The sequence below is a fragment of the Paludibaculum fermentans genome, from assembly GCF_015277775.1.
GTDB classification, from domain to species: Bacteria; Acidobacteriota; Terriglobia; order Bryobacterales; family Bryobacteraceae; genus Paludibaculum; species Paludibaculum fermentans.
In genome coordinates this window covers 9,441,853-9,465,729 of the sequence record NZ_CP063849.1, presented here as the reverse complement: position 1 = coordinate 9,465,729, position 23,877 = coordinate 9,441,853, and the positions used below count along the sequence as shown (strand labels likewise).

Annotated in this window: 21 protein-coding genes; 10 read left to right on the top strand and 11 right to left on the bottom strand. The window is 61.8% G+C overall.

Annotation, left to right across the window (positions count from 1 at the left end; translation table 11 throughout):
* Positions 1 to 7: 7 nt before the first annotated feature.
* The 4 genes from IRI77_RS37595 to IRI77_RS37580 form a co-directional block, all read right to left on the bottom strand.
* A complete protein-coding gene (locus tag IRI77_RS37595) occupies positions 8 to 2,047 on the bottom strand; it encodes a UvrD-helicase domain-containing protein (protein ID WP_194450044.1) in 2,040 nt (679 codons plus the stop codon).
* Positions 2,047 to 4,107, bottom strand: a complete 2,061-nt coding sequence (locus IRI77_RS37590) for an ATP-dependent nuclease (RefSeq protein ID WP_228486525.1) — start codon at positions 4,105 to 4,107, stop codon at positions 2,047 to 2,049. Before IRI77_RS37590 ends, IRI77_RS37595 begins: the two co-directional genes overlap by 1 nt.
* An 808-nt stretch (positions 4,108 to 4,915) precedes the next feature.
* Complete coding sequence (locus IRI77_RS37585; protein WP_194450043.1) at positions 4,916 to 6,073, bottom strand: RCC1 domain-containing protein; 1,158 nt, start codon at positions 6,071 to 6,073, stop codon at positions 4,916 to 4,918.
* Between the two features lie 370 nt (positions 6,074 to 6,443).
* Complete coding sequence (locus IRI77_RS37580; RefSeq protein WP_194450042.1) at positions 6,444 to 6,719, bottom strand: hypothetical protein; 276 nt, start codon at positions 6,717 to 6,719, stop codon at positions 6,444 to 6,446.
* Positions 6,720 to 6,834: 115 nt separating this feature from the next.
* On the opposite strand from IRI77_RS37580, the gene IRI77_RS37575 reads away from it, so the two are divergent.
* Both IRI77_RS37575 and IRI77_RS37570 read left to right on the top strand, forming a co-directional pair.
* Positions 6,835 to 7,110, top strand: coding sequence for a type II toxin-antitoxin system RelE/ParE family toxin (locus tag IRI77_RS37575; RefSeq protein ID WP_407674128.1), 276 nt, complete (start codon positions 6,835 to 6,837; stop codon positions 7,108 to 7,110).
* 7 nt (positions 7,111 to 7,117) lie between these two features.
* Positions 7,118 to 7,405 carry a HigA family addiction module antitoxin gene (locus tag IRI77_RS37570; RefSeq protein ID WP_194453938.1) on the top strand — a complete coding sequence of 96 codons (288 nt, stop codon included), beginning with the start codon at positions 7,118 to 7,120 and terminating at the stop codon, positions 7,403 to 7,405.
* Positions 7,406 to 7,693: 288 nt separating this feature from the next.
* Here IRI77_RS37570 and IRI77_RS37565 read toward each other — a convergent pair whose 3' ends face one another.
* Positions 7,694 to 8,830 (bottom strand): zinc metalloprotease, encoded by a 1,137-nt coding sequence (locus IRI77_RS37565; RefSeq protein WP_194450040.1) that lies wholly within the window; start codon positions 8,828 to 8,830, stop codon positions 7,694 to 7,696.
* 110 nt (positions 8,831 to 8,940) lie between these two features.
* Here IRI77_RS37565 and IRI77_RS37560 point away from each other — a divergent pair, with 110 nt between their 5' ends.
* The 6 genes from IRI77_RS37560 to IRI77_RS37535 all read left to right on the top strand — a co-directional run bounded on the left by IRI77_RS37560 (position 8,941) and on the right by IRI77_RS37535 (position 16,498).
* On the top strand, positions 8,941 to 9,681 hold the full coding sequence (locus IRI77_RS37560; RefSeq protein ID WP_194450039.1) for a LytR/AlgR family response regulator transcription factor: 741 nt from the start codon (positions 8,941 to 8,943) through the stop codon (positions 9,679 to 9,681).
* 205 nt (positions 9,682 to 9,886) lie between these two features.
* Positions 9,887 to 12,256 carry a hypothetical protein gene (locus IRI77_RS37555; RefSeq protein WP_194450038.1) on the top strand — a complete coding sequence of 790 codons (2,370 nt, stop codon included), beginning with the start codon at positions 9,887 to 9,889 and terminating at the stop codon, positions 12,254 to 12,256.
* A 99-nt stretch (positions 12,257 to 12,355) separates the two neighbouring features.
* A complete protein-coding gene (locus IRI77_RS37550; RefSeq protein WP_194450037.1) occupies positions 12,356 to 12,892 on the top strand; it encodes a metal-dependent hydrolase in 537 nt (178 codons plus the stop codon).
* A 155-nt stretch (positions 12,893 to 13,047) separates the two neighbouring features.
* On the top strand, positions 13,048 to 14,037 hold the full coding sequence (locus tag IRI77_RS37545; protein WP_194450036.1) for an aldo/keto reductase: 990 nt from the start codon (positions 13,048 to 13,050) through the stop codon (positions 14,035 to 14,037).
* Positions 14,038 to 14,260: 223 nt separating this feature from the next.
* On the top strand, positions 14,261 to 15,274 hold the full coding sequence (locus IRI77_RS37540) for an alpha/beta hydrolase family protein (protein WP_194450035.1): 1,014 nt from the start codon (positions 14,261 to 14,263) through the stop codon (positions 15,272 to 15,274).
* 195 nt (positions 15,275 to 15,469) lie between these two features.
* Positions 15,470 to 16,498: a beta-propeller fold lactonase family protein gene (locus IRI77_RS37535; protein ID WP_228486523.1), complete on the top strand. Its 1,029-nt coding sequence runs from the start codon at positions 15,470 to 15,472 to the stop codon at positions 16,496 to 16,498.
* A gap of 21 nt (positions 16,499 to 16,519) precedes the next feature.
* Here IRI77_RS37535 and IRI77_RS37530 read toward each other — a convergent pair whose 3' ends face one another.
* The 4 genes from IRI77_RS37530 to IRI77_RS37515 all read right to left on the bottom strand — a co-directional run bounded on the left by IRI77_RS37530 (position 16,520) and on the right by IRI77_RS37515 (position 20,859).
* Positions 16,520 to 17,584, bottom strand: coding sequence for a metallophosphoesterase family protein (locus IRI77_RS37530; RefSeq protein ID WP_194450034.1), 1,065 nt, complete (start codon positions 17,582 to 17,584; stop codon positions 16,520 to 16,522).
* 585 nt (positions 17,585 to 18,169) lie between these two features.
* Complete coding sequence (locus IRI77_RS37525) at positions 18,170 to 18,343, bottom strand: hypothetical protein (protein WP_194450033.1); 174 nt, start codon at positions 18,341 to 18,343, stop codon at positions 18,170 to 18,172.
* Positions 18,344 to 18,414: 71 nt separating this feature from the next.
* On the bottom strand, positions 18,415 to 19,329 hold the full coding sequence (locus IRI77_RS37520) for a DMT family transporter (protein ID WP_194450032.1): 915 nt from the start codon (positions 19,327 to 19,329) through the stop codon (positions 18,415 to 18,417).
* Between the two features lie 90 nt (positions 19,330 to 19,419).
* Positions 19,420 to 20,859, bottom strand: coding sequence for an adenosine deaminase family protein (locus IRI77_RS37515; RefSeq protein ID WP_194450031.1), 1,440 nt, complete (start codon positions 20,857 to 20,859; stop codon positions 19,420 to 19,422).
* Positions 20,860 to 20,982: 123 nt separating this feature from the next.
* Between IRI77_RS37515 and IRI77_RS38820 the strand changes: the two genes are divergently transcribed.
* Positions 20,983 to 21,138, top strand: a complete 156-nt coding sequence (locus tag IRI77_RS38820; RefSeq protein ID WP_194450030.1) for an ADP-ribosylglycohydrolase family protein — start codon at positions 20,983 to 20,985, stop codon at positions 21,136 to 21,138.
* Positions 21,139 to 21,220: 82 nt separating this feature from the next.
* Positions 21,221 to 21,727, top strand: coding sequence for a hypothetical protein (locus IRI77_RS37505; protein WP_194450029.1), 507 nt, complete (start codon positions 21,221 to 21,223; stop codon positions 21,725 to 21,727).
* 136 nt (positions 21,728 to 21,863) lie between these two features.
* Here IRI77_RS37505 and IRI77_RS37500 read toward each other — a convergent pair whose 3' ends face one another.
* Both IRI77_RS37500 and IRI77_RS37495 read right to left on the bottom strand, forming a co-directional pair.
* The gene (locus IRI77_RS37500) at positions 21,864 to 22,313 is read right to left on the bottom strand and encodes a hypothetical protein (protein ID WP_194450028.1); all 450 of its coding nucleotides are present in this window, start codon (positions 22,311 to 22,313) and stop codon (positions 21,864 to 21,866) included.
* 303 nt (positions 22,314 to 22,616) lie between these two features.
* Entirely contained in the window at positions 22,617 to 23,774 is a 1,158-nt protein-coding gene (locus tag IRI77_RS37495) for an enolase C-terminal domain-like protein (RefSeq protein ID WP_194450027.1), read from the bottom strand.
* Positions 23,775 to 23,877: the final 103 nt, after the last annotated feature.

Here is a 23,877-nt window from a genome sequence, read left to right as displayed (position 1 = left end):
GGGAAGACTAACTCTGCTCAAATAGGCATCTCGCCTCCGCGCTTCCGCTCTTTACTGTTAGGTCTTTGATGGCCCATCCCGCCACGGCTTGTAAATGCGTTCGCTGAGCCCCGGTCAGATGACTTTTTGTCATTGCCAAACAAAGCAAGTAACGAGGACGGCTCATCGCGACAAACAGACGCTTCATAAATGTCGCCCGATTTGTCTCCTTACTCTTCGGCTGCGTGTAATCGGCTATAGGTCGAACAGAATCCGCATTACAGAGAAACTGAACCATCTCTCGTATGTCATACCAATGATCGTATTTTGTCTCGCAGACTAGCGTGGCGTCGTGTGTCTCACCTTTCACGCCATGAATCGTCGAGAGCACGATCCGCACGCCATCCACAGAGTCGTAGACATTTGGATTCTTTAGTGATATCTGTTCATCCGATTCTTCATAATGAACTCTGTTATATGCCACAAACTCAGAGGCTCTCTCATTCAACTCAGGAAGCTCCAAAATAGAAGTGAGCACATTGACAGCTTCCTGCCACTCGTCCTCAGACGGAACATATCCACGGATGAATAAATTCATCACCTCGCCGAAAGCAAGCGTCTTCTCTCGCTCTTTCAGGTAGGCGTTTAGCATTGTGCGATTGAATGATATACATTTGCCGAAGCGCGTTGTGTACTTCCGACCGGCTCGCCTCATCCAATCCAGAACCGCGACTAGTAGCACGTCGTAGCGGCTCGCGACGTCACCACCGCCAGCCCGAGCACAAAACCGCACGGCATCGCACAGCGACTTCGCTCGAAAGCTTGCGGACTGGATTTTGGAATCGAACGGGGCCCAGTAACTGGGCAGAGTGAGACCTGTCGCGCTGGCCGTTTTTCCTATCCCGCCAATGGCTTTTACTACAGATCGATGTTGCTTAGGTAACGCTAGCGCCAATGTGGCGAAGGCCGGTAACACCTTCTCGATAGAGGTACTCTCAAAAAGAAAGATCGTGTTGCGCGGACTATCTGCGAGCGGAGACCGCAATCCTGTGAATGAACCAACCCGACGATAACTAAGCGATGCAAGCGTCGATGCGATGGACGGGACAAAGCGGTGGCTCTCCGTGATACAGTGCAATGCTGCCTCATTGTACGTGATGTTTGGCAATTGGCCGCCCATCGCATCGAAAATCGACTGATCCGGATCACCAAATCGCTGGATTGAGCATCTGGTCGGGGGGAAGATTACATTAAGTAACTCATCCTGATGCCTTTGGGTATCTTGCATCTCATCGAGTATCACAATCTTGAAGCGCGAACGCAGAGCCGCTACCAGTTCCCTATTCGAAGCGATTGCCTGTTTCGCCAATTCGTACATTTCTGAATACAAAAACAGACCGTCACTGCAAAACCGGACGCGTTTGTCGAAGAAATAGTCCTCGTCATACCCACTCCTTTTGAGGTCGACGAACCGATGAACACGATCCATGAAGTCCGCTTTTATTTTGAGCTGGCCGTCTTTGTGCTCGAAAGAGAAGAGTGATGCGTCGATTTTTCCATTCTTGAAATAGTAGGAGAACTGATACTTCTCATTTTCCTTCCGATCATGGACTTTGAAGTTCCACCCAAAGGCGGACTCTATGATTTTGGCGAACTCGCTTTCGTCGACAAGGTGAACATCCCATTCCCGGCTTCTCGCATATGGCAGGGCAAGGAAGGTGTTCGTGAAGTCTTGAATGGTCCCGATGAAGTGCGGATAGCTGAGCAGCTTGCTGCCTGCAACATCGCTCCCGACGCGTGACAAGATCTCGGCGATTCCAACATTGGAATGCGTCAGAACGCAGATTCCACTGTAGGCGTCGTGCCAATTCTCCAGGAGGAGCATCAGCTTGAGGCCGACCAGCGTCGTCTTACCGCTTCCAGGACAGGCTTGCACGTCGGTGGAATTCAGAATTGCCCTCCGCCTCGACTCATCGAGAGACAGATGCCGAGTCGGATCGGGCTCGCCACTATTCAGACGCGCCAAGAGGCGGTCGATATCGGACTCACCTATTTGGGTTGGAGACATCAGCACTGGACCGCTTCGGCAGTGGGAGGCAACATAGGCGCTTCTGCATTGTTCGTTACGTAATCGATGGCACGAACTATGTAACAAGGCAGTTTGTCACGCAATTCCTGCTGCAGTTGGGCTGCCCTCGCCTGAAATGCCTGCTCTCGCTCTTCTGATGCAGTCGCGTCCTCATTGGGCAAAGGTGCAGAGCGCGCAGGCGTAAATGTCTTCCTGAGGAGCGACACCAGTCGATAGGCCACCTCCGTTTTCCGAGACGGGCTCTCAATGAGTCCGTATAGGTATATTGCTCGCTCCTCTGGATCCGTGGGCAGAGTATCGATGTCCTCGTTGCTCCCATTCACTGCTTCGTAAAGCAACGCGAATAGCGAGCCCAAGGCAAGGCAATACTCAAACGTCCACCGGGCAGATAGTTCGACCTCGACGTTCTGCCCTCTGATTTTTCTGCGAAGATCCTTGAAGTCCTGGAGTGCCTTGGTGTCGTAGAAATCGATCCAACAGTCCTCGTTGCCGCCCTTTCCATTTGCTTTCTTCGGAATTGCTTTCTTGAAACCGATAGTGTCGCCGTCCCCTCGAAACTCGGCCCTTCTGGGCCAAAGGTCCAGGTCTCTCACACACATCACCCGAATCGGAATCCACCGTCGAGAATCTTTCCTCTGGAATATTTTCGCATACCGCGCGTACGCTGTACTACCAACGTTCACTATTGAGACGCCGTAGTCCTCAAGAGGTTTCCCTAGAAGCTCCGCGATGGTTGGGAGGAGGATGTTCTCCGCATCTCCCTCGACAATCAATACAGCCCTCGCGAAGAACAGATTCGATTTGGTCACATCGAGGAATTTCTCTAGAAACACATAATCGTCACTGTCAAGTGCTGTGTCAGTGGGTCTCAAAGGGAAGGCTTGGCCTCGTGCCATGATGATCACCGATTCAAGGGGCGCCTTTGATGCTAGGTTAGGGCTATGCGTTGTCAGAATACTTTGGAGACTGGGCATTCCTAGCTGGCCAAAGTCGTCCCGCAGCGCTTTTAGGAATTTCATCTGCAATTGCGGATGAAGGTGAGCTTCGGGTTCCTCAATCAGCAAGAATGGAAAGTCATCCTGTTCCTGTTCGAGCAGAAGAAGTTCCGTAGCCATAAATAGCAAATTACTATAGCCAAGACCTTGTTGACGATCCTCTTCGTCGATAAGCAATTGCAGTTTCTCGAGGATTGCTCGACACATCTGCTTTCTTTCAGCTTCAGAGAGCCTATTGATGTCGGTACCTCCGACGATCTCGATAGCGGGCCGGAAAGTACTATTGGCAAAGCTGATTGATCTTATCTGCTGCTGAATTTGATTGAGGCTCTTTTTGATGGCTTGGTTACCGAGAATCGACTTGTTTGCGTTGATGAGGGCTGTCAGCAGGCCAATAACGTTGGTTGCTTCCCTTAACGATTTGGAAGAATGCAGCACTTGAGACAACCGTGACCCTCTGCTGGCCGTGAGTTCGGACTCTGCATCGCGCAACGGACGAAGGTATGTCGCAGAGAGGTACGCCCGCACTTCACGCTCTATGGTTGGTCCGGTTCCGTTTCTACCCGAGCGGAGTTCGGTACGAATGTACCGAACTCCGCGGGCGACATGGTCGGTGAGTTCGGCAGTTAACGTGACGTATAGGGCCGAACATCTTTCCCGCTTCTCGAGAACTTCCTCGTGCGTGATATGTTCCACGAAAACACGCGCTTGCCGCACTGTGATCGCTTCGAATTTTAGCTGGATCGAGAAGCGCGATTGCCCTCTCCGGAAGTCGCTCTCTTGAATCTTTACCCACTCGGATGAGTTCGTCTCCAAAGTGTACCGGATTGCGTCGACCAGAGAGGTCTTGCCGGAGTTATTTTCCCCGACGATGAGATTGAGTCCAGGACCAAGGCTGAGTGACAAGTCGTCGAAAAGCCGGAAATTCTTTATGTGCACTTGCGCAATATGCATAGACTGCGTGCCAAGGTAGAAACTGCTGACCATCTCCAGTATATCGAATATCCAATGGGCTTCCGATTTCTTCTCGGCACTCTTTGGCACACCAGTCCGGCACCGCTCACTAACGCACGCCGCTCAATCCCCGGCTGACGAAACTGCCCTCAAAGCTGGTTCAGCCGACAGATCAGCGCTTCTGCAGAAACCGCAAGAGATATCTTTGGCGTTTCGACGGTGTCGAGTCCATGGTAGACACCGGCAGGCCGGCTTTCGGCCTAGCGGGAGGCAGTGACCCAGCTCTGGGAGCTTTCCCGTGAATCCTCGCGGATGACTCAAAACGCGAGGACGGCGGCGGATTGAGTAACCGCGGCTTCTGATAGTCTGTTCACTGACTTACCGCACACTGAGGGGAGCTATCTATACCCATCGCTTCCGGGCAGAGCAGGCTAGGCCGGCTCCAGGTCCTGAGTTGTCGCCAGGAACGTGCCGTCCGAGGGCTTCGAATGGGCTGCCACAGGCAGGCACCCTCCGTTCGAATGATGCCGCTGGAGGAGAAGATGAGGGAAGCCGAGGAGAGGAAGAGCGATGTCCAGAAGAGGGAGCCCAGCCAGGGCCAGTAGCCGTTCCCGTGCTGAGTACAGATGGTTTCAGGGACGGCCGGTCGAGCGGACGGAGGCACAGGCGAGGGTAGTACCAATGATCCGCGTCGACGCTCGGGCGAGCGCGAAGAAGTAGGCCCTGGCTACCGTGTGGTGATCCAGGAGATTTTCGGACGCGGCCCGTGCTCGAGATGGCCACTCCACGTCCCAATGGACCGCTTCCGGGTAGCCGACGATTCAGAACGGACTCCCTGTCTTCCGTCCCTCCTCCTCATCCATGAGCTATTCACAGGCTGAATCAGCGACCGCAGTTTTCACTGCTTGGGCGGCGGGGCCATCGGAAACGTCGCGATCACCTTGGGCACCCTGTAAATCCCGGTGCTCTCTGTACCCGAGGGGCCCCACATGTAGAGGGTGCCGTCCGATTTGAGGGCGAAGCCCCTGCTGCCGCCCGTCCACACGCGCACGACCGACGAGAGTGTCCGGACGAGCACGCCTCGCGACGAGTATGCGTCTACGCCGCCTCCCGTCCCGAGCGACCCGAACGAGTTGCCGCCCCAGGTGCGCACCGTGCCGTCACGGAAGGCCGCGGCGCCGTCCGCCAGGTCGGTGGCCTCGCGCAGCAGGCCGGGTAAGGGTGCAGGGTTCAGCACCAACGGCCCGCGATCCTCGACAATCGTGGGCGCCGGCGACGGGCCCCATACCAGCCACGCGCCGTTCGCCTGCCGCGCTCCTGCGGTGCTTCCGGAGGCATAGATCCGGGTGATGCCCGCCAGCGACTGAATCCTGGCCGGCCTGGCTCGCGCCTGTTGGTCTCCGAGTCCCAATTCGCCGTACTTGTTGGCACCCCAAGTCCAAACCGTCCCATCGGATTTCAGAGCGAGCATGTGCTTGTAGCCGCCCACGATCTGCACGACTCCTTCGAGCCCCTCCACCCGCCGCGGCGTGTAGTGCGGCTTTCCAGACTGTCCCGACAGGGTGAGGGTCCCCGTGGCGAGCAGCCCTTCGCGGTCCTCTCCCCACATCCACACCGTGCCGTCCTGGAGCAAGGCCGCTCCGCCGTGGACGAAAGCGGCGATTCCGACGACACCCTGCAGCGCCGGGAGGGGGGTGGGCTTTGGCTGCTCATAGGTGGGTCCGCGATCGGTCCCACCCAAGAGGCCGAAATCATTGCGACCCCAGACGTAGACCCGGCCGTCCTCGCCCAGCACCATACTGATCCATGCGTCCGGCACTGCGACCGCCCGCCCCTTGGGCACGCCGGGCACCGGAGAGAGCTTCTCGACGAACTCGATGCCCGGATCGGCGCCGCACACGCGGTAGCGGTTGCTGCCCTGGCACGCGACGGTTCCGTCCGGCGCGATGACGAGGGTGTGGGTGCTGGAACTGGCGACGTGTACCGAGTCCTGCCAGTCGGGCGCAGCGAGCAGGGGGAGGGCGCAGGCGAACGGGAGGATCAGGGCGAGTCGCATCCATTGAGTCTCGCACGGGGGGTTCCTCTCGCTGGGGTGGGATGCTCCTGGCGAACGGGCGGCGGTCTCGGGAGGTGGGTGTTCGCGGCGGCGAGGAGTTGGCATCCGGCGGCCATGTGGCGGCGCTCGGGAATTGAGGGTGCGATTTGATGGGGACGGATGAGCCGCTCAGGTGGCTGGCCGGTTCCCGGATGGGCAGTTGGCGGTCTGGAAGGTGCACTGGACTGCTGCTCCGCGCCGGCTTCGCAGTTGCAGGGCGCCAGGAGTGCCTCGCCAGGGCGCTGCGGTGGAGGGGGCAGGGTGGATCGCGCTTAGCCCGTCGCTTACGCTCCGGGACTGGGGCTTGCCCGGCCGGCTTCCCAGGGTTGGTTCACCGGAGTGTCGCGCGGCAGAGCGCAGCGCTCTGGGCCCATTGCTCGCGGGCGAAGCGGGCCAGGCCGGAGTCGAAGCCGGATTTGTCGAGGTGGGCTTGGGCGGCTTCCAGATGCTGCAGGGCAGCTTCGTAGCGGCCTTCGGCGATGGCGATTTCCGCATCGACTGCTTCGAGGGAACGGGGTTTCCCAAGGGCGGTTGCGCGCTGCCTCCATTGCCTGGCCTGCTCCGGGTTCCTGCGAATGCTGGCGCTGGCGCAGGCTGCCTCACTCAAGATCGTTTGCCGGTGGAGCTTGCCCGTGCGCTGTAGGCCGGAGGGCGCGCTCTCGAGGTACGGCCATGTGGCTTGTGCGACCTGTAACCACTTGCGTTACACTCAGAGCGTTTCCATAGAAGGATCCCGGCATTATGGACTCGAACGGACCTCTACCGCCGGAACCAGATCGGGCATTCAGGCCAAGCACGCTGACCGGCTTCGACTGATCCTCGGCCGGCTGAATGTATCGACAACCGCTTGCGACATGGACCTGCCGGGCTTGGACCTCCATGAGCTGAGCGGCCCGAGAAAAGGCACGTGGGCGGTGAAAGTGAGCGGCAACTGGCGCGTCACCTTCACCTGGGCTGGCAAGGATGTTGAGCGTGTGGACTATGAAGACTACCACTGAGGGAACGATGAAGATGCATAATCCTCCACACCCTGGCGAGGTACTCAAAACGCTGTGCCTCGAACCATTGGGGCTGAGCGTGACGGAGACTGCGCGGTCGCTGGGCGTGAGCCGCAAGACCCTTTCCGGCATCCTCAACGGACGAGCCGGCATTAGCCCGGAGATGGCGGTCCGGCTGTCCATCGCCTTTGACACGAGTGCGGAGAGTTGGCTCAACCAGCAGCTCCAGTACGACCTCTGGCACGCCGAAAAAGGCAGGAAGGGCCTCCATGTGAGAAGGCTCACCGCCGCCTGAGCTGATCCTCAGTTCGCGGCTCCGTCCGGCGGCCATGCGGCCCAGGTGGTCCAAACCACCCGGCTCCAGAGTGGGCGGCTCCATTGAAGGCGCCCGCGTAGCCCGTCGCTGCGCTCTGGGACTGGGGATGTGGGGGCGGCTTCCTCCGCTTTGGCGGCCCGCAGGGCCATACTCAGACTTCATTGAAGGCAAGTGGGTCGCCGTGGCCCCCTCCGTTGAGTACGCCTGGTTAGCCCGTCGCTTACGCTCCGGGACTGGGGCTTGCCCGGCCGGCTTCCCAGGGTTGGTTCACCGGAGTGCCGCGCGGCAGAGCGCAGCGCTCTGGGCCCATTGCTCGCGGGCAAAGCGGGCCAGGCCGGAGTCGAAGCCGGATTTGTCGAGGTGGGCTTGGGCGGCTTCCAGATGCTTCAGGGCTGCTTCGTAGCGGCCTTCGGCGATGGCGATCTCCGCATCGACAGCTTCGAGGGAACGGGGTTTCATGAGGGCGGTTGCGCGCTGCCTCCATTGCCTGGCCTGCTCCGGGTTTTTGCGAATGTTGGCGCTGGCGCAGGCGGCCTCGATGTAGACCATTTGCCGGTAGGGCGTTGGCGCACGGCGCAGGCCGGAGAGCGCGTTTTCGAGATGCGGCAAGGCGGCGGTCTCCTCGCATTCGTCGATGAGGCGGTAGAAGACCAGAAGCTGGCAGTAGGAGTACTCCGGTTCCGCGGGCGGCATGCGCAGCATTTCCTGGACGGGTTCCGGGCTCCAGGAGCGGGGCAGAATGCCCGCGGTGTCCGCAGTCTGGATGGCCAGCAAAGCGATCCAGGAACGGGCCGGCTGGGGCCTTCGCAAGAGCTGCCACAGGCGGGCGCCATCCGTTCGAACTAAACCGCTGGAGGAGGGGATGAGCGAAACCGAGGAGAGGAACAGCGAAGTCCAGAAGAGGGTGCCCAGCCAGGCCCAGCGGCCGCTGCCGGATTGGGCGCAGAGCCAGCCGGAACTGACGGCCAGGGCGACGCTGGCGAGTGGTCCTCCGGCCACCATCCAGGCCCATTTGGAACGGTCGAAGCCGACAGTGCCGCAGAGCGGCCGGAAGAAGCCGGAAAAGATATGACGCAGCTCGAAGCGGCAGGTCCAGCGAGTGCCCGACTTCAGGAAGACAAAGCCACCGACCGAGATGCCACCGAACTCGATGCCCCCGATGCGGCCCACGAGGGCGTGGCTGGCTTCGTGGGCGGCGATGCCCAGCCAGACCAGCGGGAAGAGCAGGATCTCATTGACTGCCGGCCAGTGCCAGTCAGGCAACTGATGCAAGTCCCGCAGGATGAGTGAGGAGAGAACAACTACTCCGGTGGTGAAGACGATGAAGTAGAGGTGGAGGGTGCCCGGCAGGGGCGGCGGGGGTTGCTCGAGGTCGAGGATGGGCGTGGCGGCGGATTCGGACATGATTGCCGGGGGAAGTTGGCTCGGATTCGACGATAACACGGGGGCGGTGGGGACGCTTTGAGCGAGGCATTCCCGGTGAAGGGCGGGGTTCGGATTCGCGGAGGCGAGTGATGCGCGTCCTGATTGTGGATGACGAACCGCCCACGCTGGTGCGCCTGCGCCAGTTGCTGGCCGCCCATCCAGATGGTGAGATCGCGGGAGAGGCGGCCAACGGGACGCAGGCGATGGAGTTGGCCGCACAACTGCGCCCGCACGGGATCCTGCTGGACATCCAGATGCCGGGCTGCAGCGGGATCGACGTGGCGGCCTGCCTGCCGCAGCCGCGACCGCACATCATTTTCTGCACGGCCTGCGATCAATACGCGGTGGAGGCCTTCGAGTTGAATGCGGTGGACTACCTGCTGAAGCCCGTGGGGCGGGCCCGGCTGGCGCAGTCGCTCGATCGCATCCGCGCGCTGCCCACTCCGCTGAGAAGCCAGGAGGCCGCGTTGGAGCGGGCCTTGCGGCCGGGAGCGACGGCGCCGACGAGATTTCTGGCACGAAAGGGGTCGCAGTTTGTCGTGGTGGAGGAATCGCGGATCCTCTACTTCGGGTCGGAAGGAAGCCTGACGCGCCTGGTGGCGGACAGCAGCGATTATTGGATGGCTCCGACACTGAATGAGCTGGAGCGTCGACTGGCGCCTTCGCGATTCTTCCGGATTTCCCGGGCGGCGCTGGTGAATTTGAGCGCGGTGACCGAGGTTCGGCCCGAGAGTGGGAACGGAGAGGTGACGCTCAGGAATGGAGTGAAGCTGGAGGTGAGCCGGCGGCGGACCAGGCACCTGTTGGAGTACCTGGCGGGGATGGTTTGAGGGTTGGGGCGGGTCGCGCGTGCTTTTGGGAACTTCGCGCAATTGGACAGTGTCTTCATACCAGAAGGCCAGCTCTTTGGAGTTTGGAACAGCGCGACTCCCGATACGGAGAGGGCCGCACCTTCGTACTGCGTCCGTTGCTGGCGGCGGGCCGCTTCTCGACTGGCAGCCGCCATTCCGAGGCATACCTATGCGTTTGAGGCCAATGTCGTGTCTGTGGCTGGCTGCCGCCCTCACGAGCTTTTCCGCCGCCGGAGCACGGAGTCTCACGGAGAATTTCGACACGAGTCATGCGAAGGAGGTTGCCTCGAATCCCGCCGACCTCCACTTCCGGGTGTACACCCCGGGCGGAAAGCGCACATTCCACATGGGAGAGCGACTGCCGCTCACCCTGGAGTTCTCCAGCGATACGCCTGAGAAATACAAGCTCAACGCCGCGAGTTACGACCGCAGCGGAAGGCTGCCCACCGAGGAATTCGTCATGGAACAGGAGGTGACGGATCCGTACATCGACTATTTCGGGAGCGGCGTGATGGGAGGGATGGCGGGCGGGATTCGCGGGTATCCAGTGCTGGACTCGAAACCGGTGAGGGTCGAAGTGGAGCTCAATCAGTGGTTCCGCTTCGACCGTCCGGGCCGTTACCGCTTCTATTTGAAATCGCATCGCCTCGCTCGAGCGAGCGCGCCCGGCGAATCGGAGAGAAAGACCGTGGGTTTCGCCGCGGTTTCGAACATGGTCGAGATCGAGATCCAGGCTGCCGATCCGACCTGGGAGGCGAGGAAGCTGGCGGAGATCCGGGCCGTTCTGGAGCCGCCAGCGGCCGGGGCAGCCAAGGCGGAGGATCAGCCGCTCATCCCTGCCCCTCCAGATGAGAAGGTGCTCCTGGCCAGGCGTGAATTGGAGTACCTGGGAACCGCGCCCGCCGTGCAGTTTGCGTTCGAGATCGCCCGGAAGAGTGGATCCAGCCCATCCACGCTGTTGTTGTTTGCAGCCCGCGCCCGGCGAAAGACCGTCGCCGCGTTCGACGCCTACCTGTCGGATCCGCAAGCCGGGTTTCAGGAGTGGGATTTACGGGTGCGGGCTGCGTTCAGGTGGATCGAGAAGGATCGACCCAAGCCCTTGCCCATTCACGCCTGGCAGATTCCCGACAAAGCGGCCTGGGACAGCACCCACAAACTGATGGAGGAACGGCGGGCCCGCTATGAGGCGATCCTGCGGGCGGAAGCGGTCCGCCTGATTCCGGCGGCGGCCGCCAAGGATCCGGATGGGCGGAAGACCTCGGCGGCAGCGATTGCCGCAGTGGCGCCGGAGGAGGCCAAGGCCGCCAAGCTGGTGCCGCCGGACGACTATGGATTGACGCGGGCGCAACTGATCGCCCAGTTCCTGGAGTTCCCTGAAGAGCAACAAGTTGAGTTGCTCGACCACAAGTGGGACCTGGTGAGAGGTCCGGAGATGATTCCGGTATTGCGGCAACTGCTGGCCAGGCAGAAGCCAAAGAATGCGTTGAGGCAGGCGATGCCCCCGAATGTCTGGGGGACGGAGGGGGGCCTGGCGATTGCGGCCTTGCAGCGACTGGCGCAGCTCTCGCCGCAGGAGGTTGTTCGAGTGATCCAGGAGGACATTGCCAGCGGATCGCCGCGCTTTGCCGGGTATGCGGTGCGGGAGCTGCCGGCCCAGCCGCTAGCGGAGATCGACGATGCCCTGCTGAGCCAATTGAAGCGCGACTATGCAGCCACGATGCCGCTGGTGGCAAAGTTCGCGTCGCCGCGAATACTGGAGGAGGTGCACAGGATTGCCGGCCAACACCCCGCTCCGTGCGCCATGGAGCAGCCGGAGGTGAGCTACTTCGTGCGGGTGGCGCCCGAGGAGAATGGCGAGGGCCGAAGGATGCTCCAACAGGCCATGGGCCAGCGCAAGCACTGCGGCTTCTTCCGCTATCTGCTGGGCAGCGTCGCAACGGTGGCGTGGACTCCGGCCCTCCAGGCGGAGGCGATTGTCCGGCTGGACGACCCCGACGCGGAGGTGGCCCTGGGCGCGGCCGGGGTGCTGGCATCCGAAGGCGGGCCGGAGGTGGAACCGTACCTGTGGAGGCGCCTGGAGAAGTGGGTGGAGCAGTGGCGCGGCCGAACGGCAGAGCTGGAGGGCCACCCGCTTACCGGAAACGGCGCGAATGAGGAGAGCCGGTTGGGCGATGCGCTGTTCAGCTCAATCGGCACGGCGCAAGCGTGGCTGCTGGATGAGCCCCGGCGGAAGCGCCTTGCCGCGCTATGCCTGGGCGACGGGTGCCAGGAGCGGTGGGGACGCGCGCACATCCAAGGCGCGATAGCGATTGAGGCCACCAATGGCGGGTGGATCTACCCGTCCGCTTTTCGCGTGGACGGCTATTCCAGCAGAACCATGGACGGGCTGAAGCGTAAGCTGCAGCAGTATCCGGCCGGCACGCGGTTTTGCTGGATGTCTCATACCGGCGACCTGTTTGACGGGTTCTCGGCCGGTCAACGGACCGAGATGTTTCAGGAACTGACGGGGTTCTTATTGGAACGATCGATGAGGATCGAATCCTGCTCGCAGTAGATTGTGCGGTTTGGGGCGGCAAGCCACGGGGCGAGGCTACGGCCTGGCGGCAGATCCGGCGAGAGGGGATTAGGATGAGGAACCAGGAGTCGTAGAGAAGTGGACATTGTTGCTCATGGGTTGTGCACGGCGGCCGCGGCGATCTTTGTGAACCGGCGGCCGGGTCCGGCGGTGCGGCTTGGGTGGGCGGTGTTCTTCGGAGTTTTGCCGGACCTCGCCAGTTTCACGGTGCCGGCGGTCTTGCGGATCTGGTGGCGGGTGACCGGCGTTACGACCACGCTGCTGCCGCAACCCGGGGGGCCGCGCCTGGATTGGGTCTTTGGGCTTTATAACTGCGTCCACAGTCTGTTGATCTTCGGGCTGGCCTTTGCGTCCGCATGGATCGTCGCGCGGAGGCCCGTCTGGGAGCTACTGGGCTGGTTGCTGCATATCGTGATCGACATGCTGACACACCGCGGCTGGTTTGCGATCCAGTTTTTGTGGCCGGTTTCGGCCGCTCACCTGGACGGGATCCCGTGGGAGACGGGCTGGCTGCTGGCGGCCACGTACGCGGCGCTGGCGGGGATCTTCATCTTGCTGTGGCGGACACGCAGCCAGGCAGCGCAGCTTGCGATCGCTCATCGCGAGCCGCACTGAGCTGGTTCGAGCGTCGCCGAGGCAAGCCCGCCCATCGCTTTGCGGGGACGATGGAGATTTGGCGATCGACAGGATCAGGCAAGAATTGCAGAGGATTGTGGTAACGCCGACCGCGGGATCGGGCCTAGGCTGGAGGTGTGACCAAAGGAGGCAGTGTGGAAAAGCGACTATTGGGCAAGAGCAAGCTCGAGGTTTCGGCGCTGGGCCTGGGCTGCATGGGCATGAGTTTCGGGTATGGCCCGGCGAAAGACCGGCAGGAGATGACCGGCGTCCTGCGGCTGGCCGTGGAGCGTGGCGTCACGTTCTTCGATACCGCCGAAGCTTACGGCCCGTATCTGAATGAGGAACTCGTGGGCGAGGCGCTGGCTCCGTTCCGGACCGATGTGGTGATCGCCACCAAGTTCGGGTTTCAGTTTGACGCCGCCGGGAAGATCGCGGGGCTCAACAGCCGGCCGGAGCACATCCGAGAGGTTGCCGAGGCATCGCTCAAGCGGCTCAAGACCGAAGTCATCGACCTGTTCTACCAACACCGTGTGGATCCGAATGTACCGATTGAAGACGTGGCCGGCACCGTGAAAGACCTGATCCAGGAAGGGAAGGTCAAACACTTCGGCCTGTCAGAGGCGGGTGTCGAGACGATCCGGCGCGCACACAAGGTTCAGCCCGTGAGCGCCCTGCAGAGCGAGTACTCGTTGTGGTGGCGGGAGCCGGAGGCGGAGATCCTGCCGGTGCTGGAGGAGTTGGGCATTGGCTTCGTTCCTTTCAGCCCGCTGGGGAAGGGTTATCTGACGGGCAAGATCGACGAGAGCACCACATTCGACAGCACGGATTTCCGTAATGTCGTGCCGCGTTTTTCGGCGGAGAACCGGAAGGCGAACCGGGGCGTGGTCGAGTTGCTGGAGGCGATGGCGCGGGCAAAGAACGCGACGCCGGCGCAGATCGCACTGGCCTGGGTCCTGGCCCAGAAACCTTGGATCGTGCCGATTCCAGGAACGACCAAGGCGCACCGGCTGGAGGAGAATCTTGGCGCGGCCTCCATCGAGTTGACTCCAGAAGACCGGCAGGAGATCGAGAGCGCCGCGTCGCGGATCACGTTTGAGGGGGCACGTTACCCCGAACCACTGCAGCGGATGATCAATCGCTGACGGAGCAAGAAAAGACCAGCGACAGACCAGCGATGGGACGCTTGACAGCCGCTGCCGGACTGCTCAGCCTGCTGGCGCCAGTGGGGTAACCGCTATCGGCATCGCGAAAGAGGTTTTTGGACAGAAATGAGGGTGGCCAAGGATTTGGAGGAGGAAGAATGAGAAGCCAGGTCATCGCGCTCGGGGTTTTCTGATTGCGCCCGGCGGGGTGATGGCCGAGTCGATGGAAGACCTTCAAACGCCCAGCCCGCCGCTTGTGTTGAAGGCGCAAGGCAGTTTCTTCATCGGCGGCGAGAAGTCTGAACAGACACGCACGGAGTTGGGCGGGTTCGGCCCAGCGGGTCACATTGCCGTCAACCAGATGTATGTGCGGTACATGGTGCCGCAACGGGGGTTCCGCAATGTCCCGGTGGTCATGGTTCACGGCGCGACCCTGACGGGCAAATCGTGGGAGACCACACCGGACGGGCGGATGGGGTGGGACGAGTATTTCGTGCGAAAGGGCCATCCGGTGTATGTGCCGGACCAGGTGGGGCGCGGGCGATCCGGGTTCAACCAGGCCCTGTTCAATGACGTGCGCGCGGGGTCGACGCCGCCGGGCAACCTACCCAATATCCTGCGCTTCAGCGACGAATCGGTCTGGCCGAACTTCCGGTTTGGCGCGAAGCCCGGCGCTCCCTTTCCGGACAGTCAGTTTCCGGTGGGGGCGGTGGATGAACTCTCGAAGCAGGGGGTGCCCGACCTCAGTTTTGGCGGTATTCCGACACCGAATCCGACGCTGAAGGCGTTGTCTGAACTTGCCGTTCAACTGAAGGGCGCGGTGCTGATGGGGCACTCGCAATCGGGGCCATTTCCGCTGGCGGCGGCGCTGCTGAATCCGTCGGCGGCGAAGGGCCTGGTGCTGGTTGAGCCGGGGCGCTGTCCGGCGAACTATACCGAGGAGCAGATCAAGACGCTGGCGTCGATACCGATCCTGGTGGTCTTTGGCGACCACCGGGACATCCCGACGGGCATTTCGACGCGAGCCTCCTGGCAGGAGTCTTTCGAGAGCTGCCAGGCGCTGATCGGCCGGATCCAGGCGGCTGGGGGCAAGGCGCAGATGTTCAACCCGCCGGAACGCGGGATTCGCGGGAACAGCCACATGATCATGCAGGACAGGAACAATCTGCAGATTGCCGATTTTGTCCTGCAGTGGGTGGAGGAACGGGTGGGCAAGCGGGGTGGTGCGAAGAAGTGACGCGCCGGCCGGGGTGGAGGCCGGGCCTCATAAGCTCCGGTGATCCCGCTGCCGTGTGGCCTCGTGGGGCATGGCGGGAGGGTGGAGTTCAGAGCGCTTCCGTTCGCCCGCGCTTCGGAAAGGGCAGCCCTGCCGAGAGGGGCGGGATGAACCGCGCCTGGGTGCGTCAGCCCGCCAGGGGTATACTCTTTGGTCATGATGTGGAAGATCGATTGCATACTGGCCGTGGCGGGGCTGATGATGCCGGGGTTGCTGCCGGGGGCGGACACTCCTACCGCGGCGTTGCTGGTGCTTTCGAAGAGTGAACAGACTTTGGCGATCGTCGATCCCGGGAGCCATCAGGTGGTCGCCCGGATTCCTTCCGGACCGGATCCTCATGAAGTGGTGGCCTCGACGGATGGGCGGTTTGCTTTCATTTCGAACTATGGAGGCGGGCGGTACAACACGATTTCCGTGATTGACCTGGTGGGCCAGAAAGCGCTGCCCACAGTGGATCTTGGGGCGTTGCGGGGACCGCATGGCCTGGATTTCCAGGGTGGAATGGTCTGGTTCACGGCAGAGGCAGCGAAGGTGATCGGGCGCTATGATCCCGCCTCACAAAAGATCGACCTGGTGTTGGGGACCGGGCAGAACCGGACGCATATGATTGCGGTTTCTCCTGATCTGAAATGGCTGGTCACCTCCAATGTCAGTTCCGCCACAATGACGTTTATCGAGAAGAAAAGCGTGCAGGCCCCTGGGGCGGGCGGCCCGATGAATGCTCCACCGCAGGATTGGGACGAGACCGTGGTGGCTGTGGGCCGCGGAGCGGAGGGATTCGATATTTCTCCGGACGGCAAGGAGCTTTGGGCGGCCAATGCGCAGGACGGGACGGTATCGATTCTGGATGTTGCCTCGAAGAAGGTGGTCCAGACGCTGGCCGCCGATGTGACGGGGGCGAACCGATTGAAGTTCACGCCGGACGGCAAGCTGGTTTTCGTTTCCACGTTGCGGGGGCCCGATTTGACGATTCTGGATGCGGCGACGCGCCGGACGGTGAAGCGGCTGAAGATCGGTCGCGGCGCGGCGGGCATCCAGATGGAGCCGGGCGGAGCGCGAGCTTACGTGGCCTGCACTCCGGACGACTATGTGGTGATTGTCGACTTGCAGTCGATGGAAGTGACGGGGCGCCTCGAAGCAGGCAAGCAACCGGACGGCATGGCATGGGCGGTGCGAGGCCGGTGAGGAGCGGGAGCGGGCATCGCCCTAATCCTTGATCTGGTCGTGGGTGAAGGCGTCCGAGAGTGACTCCCAGTTCCTGGAGCCGTCCTTGAAGCGCATCCAGGTTTTGTGACGAGCGGGCGCTCCGTCGGTGATTTCGAAGACGCGCCCCCCGCGAACGTGGAGATTTGAGGGGTCGTCGGGTTGAACGTGGGGATAGGCGTAGTGGCCGAGGGAACCGTCGTAGCCGAGTTCGATGCCACGCCAGCGGCCCATATAGTTGTTGACGTGGTCGTGACCGCAGTAAACGCCGCGCACGTCGCCGCGATCGAGTAGCGCCGCGAAGAGCCCGCTGTTGATGGGCGATGGCGACTCATGCTCCTGCCTGGTTCCGACAATTTTGCCGTGGTTGACCATCTCGTTGAATTCGCACAGCGGAATGTGGAAGAACATCAGGCCGGGCACTTTGGCGCCGTGGAGTTGTTCCAGTTCGGCTGATGTCTGGTAGTACCAGAGGATCTGATCGGCATGGATCCAGTCGTAGGGGCGGTTCTTCCCATCCTGGAAGTAGTCCTGCGAGTCGAGCAGCCAGACGCAGTAGACCGGCCGGGTGCCGGCTGCGTTCCAGATTAAGAGGTGCTTGTTCCCTGCCCCATGAAGGCCTTGCCTGTACCCGGCGTTGAGGTTGTGAGGGTAGGAGGAATAGATGGCCAGGACGGCATCCTTGCCGATTTGAGTTTTGGGGAAGTGCTCCTGGTCGTGGTTGCCGAACGTGACGGCCCAGGGCACCTGTTTCTTCTCCATGGCGGCGGCGACAAAGCCGATGGAGGTGCGGAGTTCCGCTTCTGCCTGGCTGTCCTTGCCGGAGAGGCAGTCGCCGTTGACGATGACCAGATTGGGCTTTTCGGTCTCGATGAGGCGTTCCGCGAGCGCGATGCCGTGGGTGTCGATGTTCGGGGTGTAGTGGAGGTCGGAGATGGCCAGGATGCGGAAGACGCCATCCGAGCCGCAACGCAGGGCGTCGTGGCCGGGGGCGGATTCCGGAGGTGGAGCGGCGGAGGCCGTGGCGGGTATGGCGAGGGAAGCAGCTACGAAGGATCTTCTGTTCATTTTGTGACTCAGGATGGCAGGGTGATGAGATGGAGGAGCCGGGAAGGGCTCTGTCGGCGAACCTCTGATTTTAGCGGAGAGGACAGGCTGAACAGAACTCTGTGGTGGCGCGATTTGAGGTGACGGAGAGGATCCCAGGGCTCACAAGATCCGTCTATTCTCGGCTTCGGACTCATTCCGGCGGCGGCTGGTTTCGTGAGGGCGAGTTCCGTAAAAGGGGTCTACTTCCTTGAGGATGAATGGCTGGATTTGCGGCATCGTCCGCTGATTACCTTGAGCGGATCAGACGCGCCTCCCCGCTTTAGCGTCAGAGGACTGAAGCGCTCTCCGGTGGATGGACAGCGGCCCGGCACTTCCCGGTTAGGCTGCGATCGAGAGTCTTTCTGCCGACGGGGCCAGGTGATGCTCCGTGAAGATACCTCGAAATGGAACCCCAAAGAAAGAAGGCCGGCTGGAGAGCCGGCCCGCAAGCCTGGAGGCTCGCCCCACGTTTCGGCCGGGGTTTGAACAGCCTGGAGGGACGTGGGGAATCTGGATCAGTGCTCCGCTGCTCGTCACGACTCAGGAGGTCAGGCCGGCTGCGACTCAGGCACTTTCGGGGGGCTTGCTGGTTTTGCTTCCCATCAGCACGTGCAAAGCGAAGGGGACTTCGTCAGGGTGCGTGGCACACCACTCGATGATGCGCTCGAGTTTGAGGCTATCGTCGGCTATGGCGCTGATTTCCATCAGCTCAGTTTCGATGGTCTCTGTGTCTCTCATGGCACTTCCAGCGTTGCACATACGGATGCCGGGCGGTTTGTGGGTAGGCATCCGCACTTGGTATGCCGGGCTCAGGATTTGGCCGCGGCGGTCTGGCTGGCGCGGCGGATCAGGATCGCCCCGGCCAGGGAGACGGCGCCGCCGCAGAGGGAGAGCAGGGCTACGCGCTCGCCCCGCACGAGAACGCCCAGGAGGAGGGCGACTCCGGGGATCAGAAAGGTGGAGGCGGAGGCGCGGGTCGCTCCGATGCGGCCTGCCGCCACGGCCAGGAGGATGTAGGCGATGCCTGTGCCGAAGATGCCCAATGCGAGCAGCGACAGGAGCGAGGGCAAGGTCCAGTGAGCGGAGCGGAGGGCCGGTACGCCTAATGGGGCCGTCAACAGGACCGCGAAGCCTACGGCGCGCCAGATGACGGGCAGGGCTCCGTTGCGCTGCTGCAAGGGCCGGGCGAGGTTGATAGAGAAGCCGTAGCTCATGACAGCGACTAGAATCATCAACACTCCAGCGGCCTGGTTGCTGCCTTCGCCGAGGCTGGGCACGGCCACGAGAATGGTCCCGGCGAAGCCGACGGCCAAGCCAAGCAGGACGGGGCGCGGCGGCAGGCTGCGGGCGAGGAGGCTGGCGACGGCGGCGGCGAAGAGGGGCGTGGCTCCGTTGAGCATGCCGGTGAGGGCCGAGGAGACGCGCTGTTCAGCGAAGGGGAAGAGGCTGAGCGGGAAGGCCATCCAGATGATGCCCAGGAGGGCGACACGGCCCCAGTCGGCGCGGGCCACGGGGCGGCGGACTCCGGGAAAGAGGGAAAGGGTCAGGAAGCCGATGACGAGGCGGGTAAAGGTGATGCCGTTCGGAGGCAGGCTTTCGAGTCCCTGTGCGATGAAGAGGAACGATGCACCCCAAATCAGGCCTGGGAGGAGGAGGAGGGTCCAATCGAGGAGGTTCGAGACGGAGTGATGTTCTGGCGATTGGGTGGCGGGACTGGCCGTCATCTGAATATGGTCGCGTAAGCAGCGGGTTCGGACAAGTTTTGGAGCCCGCGAACATCTCGCATGTCTCGCCGAATTGAACCCGACGGCTGACTAATTACGGGCGGCGGGGCGGGCCGAGGGCTGCGGGCGCAATTTCATCAGGCGCGGCGTAGTGCCGGAGGACCGCGGCGGCACGCGCGACAGGCGCTGCGGCCAATCCGCGGAAGAGTAGGATTTCTCAAAAGCGGCAACGTTGCTCGCGAATCGAGCCAGGAGTTCCTGCTTGAGCGGAGCTTCGGCGAAGGAGTATTCCAGGCTCCAGCGGCCGATCTGGACTACTTCTGCCCAAGTCAGGTCGAAAAGGGCTACGGCGGCGAAGTATTCGTCGGTGAGATTGGAGTCCATGACGCCGCGGTCGTCGGTATTCAGGCAGACGGGCATGCCTTGGCGGAGGTAGGTGGGGAAGGGGTGGCGACGGAGGTCGGGGACGTAGCCGAGCGCCAGGTTACTGGTGAGGCTGACTTCGATTAGCTGGCGGCCTGCGCGGAGCAGCTTCATGGCATTCGGGTCCATATAGGCATTGGTGCCATGGCCGATGCGTTCGGCGCCGATGGCGAGGGTATCGGCTACATGGGTGTCCGCCTGGCTGCTCTCGCCGGCATGGAGGCTCAAGTGCACATCGGGGTAAGCGCGGCGCAGTTCGCGGAGCACTGCAGCGAACCGAGCGGGACGCCCGTCGGGGTTGTCCTCACGGCCGACGAGGTTCATGCCGACCCAGAGGTCGCGATTGCGATGGACGAAGGCGAAGCCCTGCCGGAGATCGTCCTCCGCACCGGGCAGGAAGCGTAGGGCGGAGACCTGCAGGCGCACGGGGATTCTCGTGGCGAGAGAGTCTGGTTTGGCCAGACGGGCGCGGATGGCCGCGGCGCCTTGATCTTCCGTCAAACCGTGGAATTCGCGGGGGTCCAGCTGCGTTTCGAGATAGACGGCATCCTCGGCCTGAAGCTGCCTCTGGGCGAGGATCAGGGCATCGCCCATCAGTTGCGGGTCGCGTTCGAGATCGCCGAGGCGGCGGACCAGGCGATCGAAGAATTCGTCCTTGGATTCGCTCGGGTCGAGCGTGAGGGCGGCGAGCCAGGCCTTGCGCTGGGGAGCGGTGAGGGCGGATACGGGCGTGAAGTCACGCTGCGCGCAGGCGGAGAGCTTGCTGACGGAATCCGGGCGGAGGGTGAGCCACTGGAAGGCTTCCGACTCGCCGCAACTGCTGACCCTTGTGCGGGTGAGGTAGCCGTGCCGCGCCGCGCCTTCGAGCCAGAAGGACATCGGGATGGAGTATTCGTGGTGGTTGTGGAGGTCACCGCCCTTGGGGAGAGCCCACATGAGGCGGTAGAGGTCGTCGTTGGAGAGGGTCGATTTGAGGTGCTGCCAGTGGGGCTCAAAGGGGTGGGCGGCGGGTTGGGCGACGGCTGACCAGAGGCTGAGGAAGAGGAGGGTGGCAGCGATGGCCGGCAATACTCTGGTGAACTCAGCTTGAGGCTGTTGCCTGGGCATGGGACTGTGTTCAGGATAGCGAAGGGAGGGGTGGGATGGCGCTGTTCGGAGAGCTGCGGCCGGTATTGTGCGATTGCAAATTGTCATCAACTTTCCATTGCGGATTAGCGTCCTCCTCTTTGAATGCGGTTGCCATTGGACGAGGCGATTCTCGGCTGTATTCTCGGCACCGCCGTGGGTGACGCCCTTGGACTGCCGGCCGAGGGATTGTCACCGCACAGACAGAGAAAGCTGTTCGGGCCCCTGGAGGGCCATCGCCTGCTGCTGCCACCCTACTGAGACGCAAAACAATGGCTGGATTATTGGCGTATGGGCCGCTGCGGGCTAAGCGCAAGTCATTTCATGGATAATAGCGTCTGTAATGCCTTTTTCTTTCCATGCAATCACTCCTTTGCTGCTAACCGTATTGGCGGCACACGCTGAAACGCAGGACCGCAAACCTTCGACGCCGGAGGATCGAACCAAGGCCGTGGCAATCGCGCGGTCGCTGGAAGCTGACCCACTGGGCCCTCAAGCCAAGGAACAGCGTAACTGGCTCGTACATTGGCTGATTGATGTTCCGGATATCAACGTCAAAGTCTGCGGCAATCTCGTGGGCCCAGTGTTCACGGCCAAGAAGAACTACGCCGCCGAGATATTCACGCAAATGCTGCCGTCGGCCGCGGCCTTCATCATTGAACACCCAGAGAAGGCCAAAGACGATGCCGCCGTTTTCATGGCCGCGACGGAAGGCGCATTGAGCGCCTACGAATCCATTTTGAAGACCAAGCCGAAGGCAAAGTGGCCGTTTCTGGACGAACTACTCGAGAAACGCTCCAAGGGTGAATTGAAGCAGTACGTTGAGCAGGTGGCTGAACACTGTAAGTAGGCACGGGCACGTGGTTCCGCAATCCAGAGGGTTGGAACCGGTAGCGTGAGGCGTTCGGTTACGTGTGTGTAGAACGGGCACGGCATCATGGCTCCGACTCAGTTGGGCGGCGTAGATCAGACCCGCCCCGGTTCTCCTATTGGGATTTCCATGCACTCCAAGACCTGACGGTCCTGACTGCCGCCAGGATTGTGCAGAGTATCGCGCGGAGTATGAGCCAAAGCGTGAGGCAGATCCAGAATGCCGTTTGGATTCGCCAACCTACCTCGTAGAGCCCGAAGGCTGCAATCCAACAGCGGGCCAGCAGGTAAGCGAGCATCACGGCTCGCAAGCGGGGATGCCCGGATTGGACCCAGGTTCCGATGAGGAGCCACGATGCGAACGCCAGCAGTTGGTAGGTGGTGAACGCGATGGGATCCCAACCTCGTGCGCCGTGCACAAACCAGGGGGATGGGTTCAATACACCCGCAATCAACCCGGCCAGAGCATTGCCGGATTGAAGGAACAAATAGTCGCTGGGCGGTGGAAGCGTGCGCAGATCGAAGGCTATGCCCGGGCTCTCCTGCAGCAAGAGAGCGGCTGGCATTGCACCACAAATGGCCGTTGAGAACTGCGGCGGACGTGCGTGCCCATGCATGCACCACGCCAGGACAATGCAATCCAACAACGCGTGTCCCAGTGGCAGGAGCCACCTGCAGTTTATGCGGGTCATCCTGGGAAGTTCGACACCGGACAACTTCGAGGTGTTCCGCACAAAAAGCGCTCAATGGGAGGCAAACGCCGAGGGGCACGCAACGTGGGGCGCGGGAATCCGCGCCGGTAAGAACGAAGCTCCAGATGGGCGAATTAGGCGGCCGACCCATACCGCCGGCAAGGTTGAGCGGATTGTCTAAACGGGTTCGAAGTCCCAGCCGAAGCCAGGGCGATCCGAAGGGGCGGTGTAGATTCCTTCCGGACCCCTGGTGACCCGGTACTCCTCCTCGAACCGCTTGTAGACCTCGGGTGGGCCACCTGGAGGCGGCAGGAACATTTCGGCCCATGGGCTATTGGTGGCCGACATGATGAAGTGGAGGCCGTCCTGCGTGGTTCCTCCGCCGTGTGGGATGACGGGGATGTCATAGGCGGCGGCGAGGGCGGCAATCTTTCTAGCCTCAGTCAGGCCGCCACACCAGTGAAGGTCGGGCTGCCAAATTTCGGCCGCTTCGTGCTCCAGCAGGTTGCGGAAACCGTAGCGGCCGTACTCGTGCTCTCCGGTGACGATGCGGGTGGAGCGGATGGCCTTGCGGAGACGGCCAAAACCGGCGTAGTCGTGGGGTTGGAGGACCTCTTCCATCCAATAAATGCGATGTGGTTCGAGCAGGGCCGCCATCTCGAGGGTATAGCGTTCGGTCCAGGCCATCCAGCAGTCGAGCATGATCTCGCCATCCGGGCCCAGGACGGCCCTGGCCCGCTTCACCACCTCTTCGTTCCTCCGCATCCCTTCCCGGCCATCGGCAGGGCCGTGCGGCATGGCTAGTTTCAGTCGCTTGAAACCGAACTCGACATGCTGCTCAATGTCGTTGCCGGTGCAGTAGGCAGGGATCCTGTCCTTTGTCTGCCCACCGAGCAGCTTGTATACCGGCATCCCGAGAGCATTGCCGATGAGATCCCAGAGGGCCAGGTCGACCCCGCTGATCGCGTTCATCGTCACGCCCATCCGGCCGTAGTGCATGGTGGAACGCCATTGGATGTCCCAGAGTTTCTCGATGTCGAAAGGATCCTCGCCGAGCAGAAGTTTGGTGAGGTGGCCTTCCACTATGACTCCGCCTGCGGCGCCCCCGCTGCCATAGCCCTTGACACCCTTATCGGTAGCGATCTCGACGGTGAAGCCGGGGACTTTGCCGGCGTCGGGAAAGAAGAGGGAGCGGGTGGCCTTGTAGCGCGGGTAGATCGACATGGGATTGGCGACTTCCACGGCTTGCGTGCTCCAGGAACCGGGGGCCGGCGTGTAACTGGGGACGGGGCGCTTTGGGCGGGTGTTCACCAGGCGGACAGAAGTAATCTTCATCTTGCTTTTACCGAGGTCAGGCAGTTGCGCGACGGCGGGGGCGGCGCCTGCGAGCAGGCCGGTAGAGACAAAGCAACGTCGATTCATGGTGATTGGGACACAC

Coding starts and splice junctions, on each gene's coding strand:
- IRI77_RS37570 (WP_194453938.1), top strand. CDS start 7,118: ATGAAGATGCATAATCCTCCACACCCTGGCGAGGTACTCAAAACGCTG.
- IRI77_RS37515 (WP_194450031.1), bottom strand. CDS start 20,859: ATGCCCAGGCAACAGCCTCAAGCTGAGTTCACCAGAGTATTGCCGGCC.
- IRI77_RS37585 (WP_194450043.1), bottom strand. CDS start 6,073: ATGCGACTCGCCCTGATCCTCCCGTTCGCCTGCGCCCTCCCCCTGCTC.
- IRI77_RS37560 (WP_194450039.1), top strand. CDS start 8,941: ATGCGCGTCCTGATTGTGGATGACGAACCGCCCACGCTGGTGCGCCTG.
- IRI77_RS37535 (WP_228486523.1), top strand. CDS start 15,470: ATGATGTGGAAGATCGATTGCATACTGGCCGTGGCGGGGCTGATGATG.
- IRI77_RS37525 (WP_194450033.1), bottom strand. CDS start 18,343: ATGAGAGACACAGAGACCATCGAAACTGAGCTGATGGAAATCAGCGCC.
- IRI77_RS37500 (WP_194450028.1), bottom strand. CDS start 22,313: ATGCCAGCCGCTCTCTTGCTGCAGGAGAGCCCGGGCATAGCCTTCGAT.
- IRI77_RS37555 (WP_194450038.1), top strand. CDS start 9,887: ATGTCGTGTCTGTGGCTGGCTGCCGCCCTCACGAGCTTTTCCGCCGCC.
- IRI77_RS37530 (WP_194450034.1), bottom strand. CDS start 17,584: ATGAACAGAAGATCCTTCGTAGCTGCTTCCCTCGCCATACCCGCCACG.
- IRI77_RS37565 (WP_194450040.1), bottom strand. CDS start 8,830: ATGTCCGAATCCGCCGCCACGCCCATCCTCGACCTCGAGCAACCCCCG.
- IRI77_RS37495 (WP_194450027.1), bottom strand. CDS start 23,774: ATGAAGATTACTTCTGTCCGCCTGGTGAACACCCGCCCAAAGCGCCCC.
- IRI77_RS37520 (WP_194450032.1), bottom strand. CDS start 19,329: ATGACGGCCAGTCCCGCCACCCAATCGCCAGAACATCACTCCGTCTCG.
- IRI77_RS38820 (WP_194450030.1), top strand. CDS start 20,983: ATGCGGTTGCCATTGGACGAGGCGATTCTCGGCTGTATTCTCGGCACC.
- IRI77_RS37505 (WP_194450029.1), top strand. CDS start 21,221: ATGCCTTTTTCTTTCCATGCAATCACTCCTTTGCTGCTAACCGTATTG.
- IRI77_RS37540 (WP_194450035.1), top strand. CDS start 14,261: ATGGAAGACCTTCAAACGCCCAGCCCGCCGCTTGTGTTGAAGGCGCAA.
- IRI77_RS37595 (WP_194450044.1), bottom strand. CDS start 2,047: ATGTCTCCAACCCAAATAGGTGAGTCCGATATCGACCGCCTCTTGGCG.